7 protein-coding genes are annotated in these 8101 nt (G+C 39.9%); all 7 read left to right on the forward strand.

Annotation, left to right across the window (positions count from 1 at the left end):
* Positions 1-8: 8 nt before the first annotated feature.
* The 7 genes from EAE92_RS15830 (at position 9) to EAE92_RS15860 (ending at position 7990) form a co-directional block, all read left to right on the forward strand.
* Positions 9-869, forward strand: coding sequence for a hypothetical protein (locus tag EAE92_RS15830; RefSeq protein ID WP_214068766.1), 861 nt, complete (start codon positions 9-11; stop codon positions 867-869).
* A complete protein-coding gene (locus tag EAE92_RS15835; RefSeq protein ID WP_214068767.1) occupies positions 859-1608 on the forward strand; it encodes an ApeI family dehydratase in 750 nt (249 codons plus the stop codon). Before EAE92_RS15830 ends, EAE92_RS15835 begins: the two co-directional genes overlap by 11 nt.
* Positions 1598-2782 carry a beta-ketoacyl synthase N-terminal-like domain-containing protein gene (locus tag EAE92_RS15840; protein WP_214068768.1) on the forward strand — a complete coding sequence of 395 codons (1185 nt, stop codon included), beginning with the start codon at positions 1598-1600 and terminating at the stop codon, positions 2780-2782. Before EAE92_RS15835 ends, EAE92_RS15840 begins: the two co-directional genes overlap by 11 nt.
* Positions 2783-2837: 55 nt before the next feature.
* Positions 2838-4748 (forward strand): carbamoyltransferase family protein, encoded by a 1911-nt coding sequence (locus tag EAE92_RS15845; protein ID WP_246545242.1) that lies wholly within the window; start codon positions 2838-2840, stop codon positions 4746-4748.
* 184 nt (positions 4749-4932) lie between these two features.
* Positions 4933-5808 carry a class-II aminoacyl-tRNA synthetase family protein gene (locus EAE92_RS15850; RefSeq protein ID WP_214068769.1) on the forward strand — a complete coding sequence of 292 codons (876 nt, stop codon included), beginning with the start codon at positions 4933-4935 and terminating at the stop codon, positions 5806-5808.
* Positions 5809-5895: 87 nt separating this feature from the next.
* Positions 5896-6879 (forward strand): hypothetical protein, encoded by a 984-nt coding sequence (locus tag EAE92_RS15855; RefSeq protein WP_214068770.1) that lies wholly within the window; start codon positions 5896-5898, stop codon positions 6877-6879.
* 829 nt (positions 6880-7708) lie between these two features.
* Positions 7709-7990 carry an acyl-CoA reductase gene (locus tag EAE92_RS15860; RefSeq protein ID WP_246545243.1) on the forward strand — a complete coding sequence of 94 codons (282 nt, stop codon included), beginning with the start codon at positions 7709-7711 and terminating at the stop codon, positions 7988-7990.
* Positions 7991-8101: the final 111 nt, after the last annotated feature.

Below are 8101 nucleotides of genomic sequence, written 5' to 3' on the forward strand. Positions count from 1 at the left end.
GAGGGAAAATGTTGACTTTTAACGTGGAAAATTTAGCTATTTATCCGAAGATATTTCGGAGTGAGAGAAAGGGGGAATTTTCTCTTCCCGCTGATATTTCTGAATTTGTAAGCAATAAAGGTGATCGTTTTCGTGACGACTTTAGCCGCGTTTGTACCTACTTGGCGAATCAGTTTATTGCAGAAGATAGACATGCAGAAAATGAATCGGTGATTGTGGGGACAGAATACGGCAACCTTGAAGCGATGCTTCGTTTTCAACGGCAGGTCATGAACAATGATAAAACGGTATCGGCTCAACAATTCCCTTATGCCACCACCAGTTCAGCTTCAACCTTTATTAACATTGACAAGAAGGTGACGGGAGGAAACTGTACATTAAATGCAGGCAGTAAAACCCCGGTAATGGTATTCATGCAGGCGTTGCTTAATTTGCATAATAGATCAGCAGGCGCCAGCTACCTCTTTTGCGGTGATGTTTATTGCACAGAAGCACTTGATGATATACGAAAGAAAATCAGCAATCAGAAGTCAATATCTTCTGGTGTGATGTGTGCAACGCTATTGAGTGGAAAACAATTTGCGGCAGATTTTTTCTTCGGGTTAACAGTGGGAGAGATAAAAAAACGGTGTGATGCTTTATCACCGGATACCAAGATATTTGTATCCAATACGTTGGATCAGAATGACGCATTAATTCATGTTGTTGAAGATAATAATGCAATTGAATATCAAGAATATAACAGCGCTTTTCTGTTTCATGAGTTTATGGGGGCGATTAAGCTCAGTCAAAAAGGAGATGCGGTTGTATTTATTGTAATCGATAACATGAATGTTTCAGGCGTAAGGGTTATACACAATGATGATTAATCGTATTAACCATGTCTTTTCACCTCAAGATGAAATATTCAAATATCATTTTCCCGGTAATCCTGTTGTTCCAGGGATCTTGCCAGTCGCCGCTTTTTGTAAAGAGATGGCTGATGCATCTGCCGATTTTATCAGTTTAAGAAATCTATTTTTTCATCAATTTATACGTCCTGATGAAAATATCCAATATCGCCAAGAGGAAAATAAAATTTCTGCAATGGTATCGGAACAACGCTGTTTTTCTTTTCTCCTGAATTATTCTGGCAAAGATGCAAAAGGTGAAAGTAAAAAAATTTTTTACGCATCTTCTTTATTATCACCATCATTGCGTGAACCCGAATTTTGGTTTTTGCCGAAAATAGTCTATGTTAATGATGGATTAAACAGAGCGAATTGCAGCCTGGATATGAAATCATTGCGTGGTGAAGCGGCTTATTTGCAAAAATATCATTATTTCCCTTTGATTATTCTGGTCGAGGCAATGGGGAATTTAGCATTAATTTTGCAGCGTCAGCAACAGAGTATTGCAACCGCAGGCGATTATGTTTTTGCCAAATTTGGTGAGTTGGCCTTCGATCCTGATATCGAACATATTAACTCTCCTGTGTTTATTGAGACTAAAGTAACTCGATTTGGCTCAATAATGTGTTGGGATGCCAGGGCATATCGTGAAGGGGAAAAATTACTTTGGATAACTGACGCAGTATCAATTAAGAAGAAGGAGAACGATGTTGGATAAAATATATATTACAGGTCTTGGCGTCGTTACTCCAATTGGTATAGACGTCGAAAGTTATTGGAAAAATTTATGTGCCGGCGAGTCAAATTTTACTCGACTGGAACCGATTTATCCCTCTTTGAAGCCAAATTTTATTGCTGGAAGAATTTCGGCTGAACGGCGTCTGGATATAAAAGCCAGGGCGCCGAAATGTACCGGCCCACAGGTCCCTGATTCTTCTCTATATGCTGTCGATGCCGCACTACAAGCGATAGCGGACGCAGGATTGCAGCCAGGGTGTGCTGAATTGCGCAATGCCTTGGTGTGTGTGGGTAATAATGAGGCTGAGGCGGATATTCTTGATCAATTAGTTGAAGGTGTGCCGGTAAATTGGCATTCGAATATCTATTCGAGTCACGCCGTTTCCGGTAATGTCGCTCGTGCGATTGGTTCATTCGGGCCTTCCATGACGATACATAATACTTGTGCGTCAGCGAATATTGCGCTTGAAACAGCACTACGCATGATGAATGCCGGCATTGTCTCAACATCCGTCATTGGAGGCGGAGACGCTTTTTCAAAAAAGGTGTGGTCAGGTTTTTACATGCTTAATGCATTAGGTGCGGAACAGTGCCGTCCATTTTCGAAATTAAGACGCTTTATTACGATATCTGAGGGCGCCGCTTTTTTGGTGTTGCAGAATAGAAAACATGTTGGCGAATATCAATCGCCTTATGCTGAATTGATCGCTACTGCCAGCAATAATGACGCATTACATCCGACCAATCCTGATATTAACAGTGTCACTCAGTGCCATAAAAAATTATTAGATTCGGCAGGGGTGGAAGCCAAAGATATAGGCGGCATATATGCACACGGTACCGGAACAAAGGCTAATGACGCTGTAGAAGCATCGATATTCTCTGAATATTTCCCGAATTCGGCGGTTTCAGCAATTAAAGGCACTATCGGACATATGATGGCGACGGCGGGAGCAATTGGCGCAGTCAGTGCTTGCTTATCTTTGAGGGACCAAATTATGCCGCCGACAAATATCTTACCGGAGGATTTTGAATATCAATTTAATTTAATCACTCGTCAAATGGAAATGAAGAATAATTTAAAATATATACAAAATAATGCATTTGGTTTTGGTGGTAATAATGCCATTACTCTATTTGGCAAGGTGACTTGATTCTTCATAATGCAAAATGGGCTATTAGTATAAAGCAGCGCATAGTTTAATTTTTATGAAAGAAAAACATACCTCATGGATTTCAAGGTGCATCGCGACGGCAAGGGAGCGAATCCCCGGGAGCATAGATAACTATGTGACCGGAGTGAGTGAGCGCAGCCAACAAAGAGGCAACTTGAAAGATGACGGGTATAACAATTTGGAGGTGAAGAAAATGATTATATTAGGTATCAGCGGCCTTCCCAATTCTCAACATTTTATGCGAGAAAATTACCCAGGCGTAGGTAAATTAGACGAGCGTATTTGCCAGGGAGTCGATAGTGCGGCCTGTGTGATGGTTAATGGAAAAATTGTCGCCGCGGCTGCGGAAGAGCGATTTACCGGAGAAAAAGGAACAGGCCGATTTCCTGCTAATGCCATTAATTACTGTTTAGCGGAAGCGGGTCTTACGCAAGATGATATACAGGTTATTGCCCACGGTTTTAATTATGATAATTATCGCCGTTTTTTCATGTCGAATCAGAAAATGTTTGAAGAGGCTTTTAGTGGAAAAACTGTGATTAATGCATTGGCCTCAGAGGGGTGGCAAAATATTGAATCACGTTTTCAGGGGGTAGATCACCATCTGTCTCATGCGGCGTCAGCCTTTTATCCCAGCGGCTTCCCGTCTGCGCTATGCGTCATTTCAGACGGTATGGGCGAAATAGAATCCCTAAGTGTTTATCTTGCTAAAGACCAGCAATTCCAGAAATTGTACAGTCAGCCAATTAGCTCTTCATTAGGAATATTTTATTCTATCTGTACTCGGTTCCTTGGTTTTGTATTTAATAGTGATGAATATAAAGTCATGGGACTTGCTGCGTATGGCAATCCTGAGCGATACCGCGATATTTTCAATAAATTGGCTCAATTCGATGCAGAGAGTGGAACGATACAGATAAATTGGTTACCGCAAGCATTTGACAATTCGGAATATGGTTTTCCCGGTGCAATCGCGCAACTGAGCGATATGTTTGGTTTGACGACGAGAAATGAAGATGACCCTCTGCTGGATGTTCATCAGGATTTTGCTGCCGGATTACAGGAGAAATTTACACTGTTGCTGAAACAGCTAGTGACCTATTGGCTGCAAAAAACGGGAGAAACATCACTTTGCCTTGCCGGGGGATCATTCTTAAACTGCAAAGCAAACCAAGCTCTTTGTCAGCTTGATGGTGTAGAAAACGTCTTTGTTCAACCGGCATCGGGTGATGATGGTTCGGCTTTGGGCGCTGCGCTTTTTGTGGCTGGTGGATACCACAATGGCGCAGATCCTTACTTTAATCCTTATCTCGGTCCTCGTTTCTCCACCGATGAAGTCCGTAATGTATTATTCCGGCATGGCGGCAATGCGGGCATGAAATGGCGTTATTTGGGGCTGAATGATGATTATTTTGCTTCCGCGGCTCAAGATATCGCAGAAGATAAAATCATTGCCTGGTTCCATGATCGAATGGAATTTGGCCCAAGGGCGCTTGGCAACCGTTCAATTTTAGCTTTGCCGGCAGGTGAAAAAATAAAGGATAGAATTAATAGCACCGTGAAATTCCGTGAGGCTTTCCGTCCATTTGCCCCGGCAATTTTGGATGAGGATTGCGACACTATTTTTGAGACCCGCAATTTAACGCCAACTCGATATATGCTTTGCACCGCTAAAGTAAAACCAGAAATGATGAAGCCGGTGTCAGGTATTGTCCATGCTGATGGAACGGCGCGTATTCAGCTTGTTGAACGTACTATTAACGCAACCTTTTGGCGATTATTGAAAGAGGTACAGAAAATAACCGGTTATGGCTGTCTGGTGAATACTTCATTTAACGTTAGGGGGCAGCCGCTTATTATGTCACCGGAGGTTGCAGTAGAGACATTTTTGAAAACCTCACTGGATAAGCTTTATATTGAGGGGTTTGTCGTATGGAAAGAATAACCTTGATGGCGTCCTGATTGAGATGTCAGTTAACTGATTTTGGCATCAAATGTGTTTCTTTATCATCTTAGAAAAATGTCTGGAGATGATATTTGATGATATAGAAACACATCCTTTTGCAAAATAGAGATTGTCTGCTGGGCAGCATAACGTAACTATCGATCAGCAAAGGTAATATAAAAATATGATAAAAGAACTTCAACAGCGTAAGCTGCTATCAATTGTGCAATCGCAGAATGGCCTTATCGGGTACCGGTTTTCTGACAGTTTATATGCTGCTGCTGAACTCCTTGATAAGGCACTTTTACAAGTTTTAAGTAAGGGAATATCTGTTACCTCACACACATGCACCACATTGTTGCCTCGATCCACGTTAGAGCGCATCAGTTTCTTTGATAAATTGCCTAGCAATCCATTGCATGTTTATCCCCATTTAACTCACGATGCCATGAGTGAAAATAGCGGAGATGCATGGGTATTGAGCCCATCGACTTGCTATCATACCTTTGCTCATTTAGCAGAAAGTACTCATGATTGGGAACTGAAATATTTTACGGCTAAAGGGCAGTGCCATCGATATGAACCGGCCAAAGATGAACCGACCCGTATGGGGAATTTTACCATGCGTGAATTAATATTGGTGGGGCTACAGGAAAAAGTAGAAACACATTGTGAAATAATATTTGGACAAGCTGTTAAATTCTTACGATTACTGTTTCCTTCTCTTGCGGTAGAAAAAGCCAGTGATGTATTTTATGGAGAGCATTCTAAAGTTACTCGTAAAGTACAGTTATCAATGGGCGTCAAGTGTGAAATACTTATTCCTTGGTTTGATAAATACAACGTTAGCGTTGGTTCACGGAATTTACACCGAGATTTATTTACCACCAACTTCAATATTGTCAGTCGTGCCAGTGATTGTCCTATGCATTCCGCTTGTATTGCGTTTGGGATGGAGAGATTACTTTTGGCGCTGTTAGCACATACTTTGAATTATGAACCTGAGTTACTCATCGAAAATATAGCACAAGCAGCCGAAGTAATATTAAAGGAAAAATAACAGTGATTACATGGCGTAATATATCTGGTCTGCCATTCATAAATTAGTCCATTGTACCGAGGTAATAAAATACTCATGGAAAATGTGATGGATAAATCATATGCAAATGTCGCGATAAATAATGTCGCAATAAATTGTTTTACCGGTAGCCTGACAAGATTACTTAATCTACAGGGTAAAGAGATTTTTGAGGCAGAGATCTTTGAAGCTGGCAATGGTTATTTATTTCGTAGTGGTTATGATGCATTAAATATGCCTGAATATACTTGTTCGATTGAAACTGTTGGGCTAACTGGCACAGCAAATTTGGGCGCAGATATAGTTTTACTACCGATAGATTACGCCCATTGGCGTCGTCAGTTATATGAATTATTACGTCACAGGAAAGGCGTTGTTGCTTGGGTTAATTCGGCGCATTTATCTTATTCTGAGGCTTACGCCAATAAACCAGAATATCTCCATGCCGTGCTGATTAGCGCTATTACCGATGATTATTCACAAGTGCGTATCTTCGATTCTTTAGTAGTTGATCGGGAATCCTATGCTTGTGAGGCATGGATGTCATCTGAGCAATTTTATTTAGCGCTTTCCGATAAAGTGCCTAATGAAACTTATGATCATATGGGTAATTTTTATATTGTTGATTCACTGAAAGATCAGGAGGCTATGCCGGTAAGGGAATTACTGACGCGTCAGGCTGAATTATTTAATACTTTGCCTGAATATTATGACGCGTTGAAAAATTATGGCAAATTATGTCTGAACGCGTTTCAGCAAGCAGAGGAAGAAGCTTGCCGGGCGGCTAAAAGATTGTTTGATCATATTAGCGTATTGTATGTGATCCCTAATTTGAATTTGTTAAAACATTCTTTAATCAGAGCTGATATTGCGCCTTCTCTGATTGAACAGTGCACGGAATTGATTGATCACTGGAAAGCTTTATCTATTTTAGCGTTGAAGTTTGAAGCCACATTATCACCTCAAGTATTGGAAAAAATAGCAGGGCGTTTTGATCATATTGAGCAAATAACTAACATGATGTGGGAAGAGTTATATCGGTATAAAGGTTAAGTTTGAATCTCTTATATCGGTGTTGGGGATATTGTTAATTAATAATTACGTTGAATAAGTGATGGGGATTTGGTAACGATATATCAACGTACTATCATGATATGGAATTGATATACATTACTTTGACATGGTTCGGAGAACAATACCCAAGGAAGAACCTCAGCCAGTTTCCTGATCCGCTTACGTAATCAGGATACGCCAACAGGGATCAGCGCCGGAACGCTTGATGAACTGGTTAAAGTCACTGGTATGAGTAAAACTGAGATCGCACACCTTGCTTTGCGCAACTTTGCAGACCGGTACCTATCGCACTATGAGAAAGATGACGGACTATTGAGCGATGGGCAAATCACTGCTCTTCTTCTAGAAATCTGGTGGTGAAGAGCGGCATTGCCATTCAATGTATTCTGTTGGTATTTGAAAAATAGCATAAAACATCTTGAGAGCATAATCAGGCTAATAGTTTGCATGAGTATTATCACGCATAAAATAATAGTGACTCTTTTAATTTAAACTTTTCATTAACAAATCTTGTTGATATGAAAATTTTCCTTTGCTATTTTAACAAGTATTAAAGCTGAGGTAGATATTATATTGACGATCCGTTCAGTCACATTAACAGATTTGAGTAGAAAATTCAGGGTATTATCATATTCTGACCAAAGTTACAGGTCAGGCGCCCCGTAATCAAAATCTGATTTTCTGTATATTTTATTACTTACATCGTCGTAACATAAAAATATAAAAAAACAAGTATTGGTACGACCAGTTTGCAAGATGATTAAACAATAACTTAAGTTGAAATAACCCCATTAAATGGATGGCAAATATGAGTAAAAAAATTTCATTCATTATTAACGGCCAAGTCGAAATCTTTCCCGAAAGTGATGATTCAGTGCAATCCATTAATTTTGGTGATAATAGTGTTTACCTGCCAATATTGAATAATTCTCAAGTGAAAAACATTATTGATTATAATGAAAATAATGAATTACGGTTGCATAACATTATCACTTTTCTCTATACGGTAGGGCAGAGATGGAAAAATGAAGAATATTCAAGGCGCAGGACATACATTCGTGACCTAAAAAAATACCTGATTATCACTTAAATTCAGCTCCCATAGGCGTATACTTAAAATAAGTCTGTGTGGAGGTAAATGAAAATGGCTAAAAATCAGATTCAATTCCAAAAAGGCATTTCTATTCATGAGTTTATTTCA

It is taken from the genome of Photorhabdus hainanensis (assembly GCF_018448965.1).
GTDB lineage: Bacteria > Pseudomonadota > Gammaproteobacteria > Enterobacterales > Enterobacteriaceae > Photorhabdus > Photorhabdus akhurstii.

Bases quoted from the DNA above. Each gene is read 5' to 3' on its own strand.
- EAE92_RS15845 (WP_246545242.1), top strand. From the start codon at position 2,838: ATGAAAGAAAAACATACCTCATGGATTTCAAGGTGCATCGCGACGGCA.
- EAE92_RS15855 (WP_214068770.1), top strand. From the start codon at position 5,896: ATGGATAAATCATATGCAAATGTCGCGATAAATAATGTCGCAATAAAT.
- EAE92_RS15850 (WP_214068769.1), top strand. From the start codon at position 4,933: ATGATAAAAGAACTTCAACAGCGTAAGCTGCTATCAATTGTGCAATCG.
- EAE92_RS15860 (WP_246545243.1), top strand. From the start codon at position 7,709: ATGAGTAAAAAAATTTCATTCATTATTAACGGCCAAGTCGAAATCTTT.
- EAE92_RS15840 (WP_214068768.1), top strand. From the start codon at position 1,598: ATGTTGGATAAAATATATATTACAGGTCTTGGCGTCGTTACTCCAATT.
- EAE92_RS15830 (WP_214068766.1), top strand. From the start codon at position 9: ATGTTGACTTTTAACGTGGAAAATTTAGCTATTTATCCGAAGATATTT.
- EAE92_RS15835 (WP_214068767.1), top strand. From the start codon at position 859: ATGATGATTAATCGTATTAACCATGTCTTTTCACCTCAAGATGAAATA.